The sequence below is a fragment of the Actinoallomurus acaciae genome, from assembly GCF_042429965.1.
Lineage (GTDB): Bacteria > Actinomycetota > Actinomycetes > Streptosporangiales > Streptosporangiaceae > Actinoallomurus > Actinoallomurus acaciae.
Genome location: NZ_JBHLZP010001050.1, coordinates 1 through 1288 on the forward strand (window position 1 = coordinate 1; position 1288 = coordinate 1288).

The window sequence follows — 1288 nt, forward strand, 5'->3', positions numbered from 1 at the left end:
CGACGCGCGCGGCGGCGAACCGCCCGGCCGTTCCCCCGTGCGTGTGAACGACGTCGTACGCGCCCGCGCCGATGGCCTCGGCCAGCGCGCTCTGCCCCGGCGCCCGTACGACCCGCACCCCCGACTCCTCGGCCCACGCGTCGAGCCCGCCCCGCGCGCCGGTGATCACGGTATGCGTGTACGTCTCCGGGTCCAGCGCGAGAGCCGCGGTCAGCGCCGCCCGCGCCGGACCGCCCTCGAACCGGTCGAGCACCAGGGCGACACGGAGCCGCGGGCCGTCATCGCTCTCGGTCACGGGACCTCCTCCGCCGGGGGCCGGTCACGGGCGTTCCTCATGCGGCCGGTACTCGGGCAGGATCCGCCGCATCAGCATCCGTACCTCGTCGTCGGCGTCGCGTGCGGCCGCGTCGAGCAGCGCGGTCAGCGGTTCGCCCCGCCCGTGGGCCGACGCGGTGGCGCGGGTCGCGCAGATCAGCGGATGGGCGGTCCGTACCCGTTCCTCCGATTCGGCGAACGAGCGGGCGCGCAGCCGCTCACCGGGGCCGAGCCCGGTGAACCGGATCGTCGCGTCCGGCACGCGCAGCCCGTCGACGAGCGCGCCCACCACCGCCAGCACCGACGACGGCGGGCCGGTGTCGAGGGCGAACGTGTCGGCGTCCTCGGCCATCACCGTCGCCTCCAGCACCAGCTCGGCGGCCTCGCGCGCGGACATGAGGTGCCGCGTGGCGTCGGGATGGGCCACGGTGACCGGCTGCCCCGCGGAGAGCCGGCCGGCGATCGCGCTCAGCGGGGAGTCGCTCGACCCCAGCACCCCGCCGGCGCGTACGGCCGCGAAACAGGTCGAGCCGCCCGCCTCCGAGTGCAGCACCAGTTCGGACAGCCGACGGGTCGCGCCGAGAACCGACACCGGCTCGGCGGCCTGGTCGGTGGAGACCAGGACGAAGCGTTCGACGTCATGACGGAGGGCGGCGCGGACGAGGTTGCGCGTGCCGAGGACGTTCGTACGGACCGCCGCGGACGGCCGGCGCTCCAGCGGACGCGGGTCGTGGTTGAAGCCGGCCGCGTGCAGCACCAGCTCGGGCCGTACGTCCTCGAACAGCGCGTCGACGCGCGGCCCGTCCCTGATGTCCACCACCGCGCAGCGGCCCGTCTCGCTCTCGGCGGCGAGCCTGGCCAGGCCGTCCTCGTCGTGGTCGAGCTGGACGAGCGCGGCCGGGTGAAGCGTGCGCAGCCGCCGGCACAGCCGCGCGCCGTCCGCGCCGCACGCGCCGGTGACCGGCACGCGGCG

Annotated in this window: 2 protein-coding genes; both read right to left on the reverse strand. The window is 76.4% G+C overall.

All coding sequences use genetic code 11. From position 1 onward, the window contains the following. Positions 1 to 295: hypothetical protein (locus ACFFNX_RS50335; protein ID WP_378213601.1), on the reverse strand; the 295-nt coding region annotated here is incomplete at its 3' end. Between the two features lie 24 nt (positions 296 to 319). Beyond that, positions 320 to 1288 (reverse strand): polysaccharide biosynthesis protein (locus tag ACFFNX_RS50340; protein ID WP_378213602.1); only part of this gene is annotated, 969 nt, incomplete at its 5' end.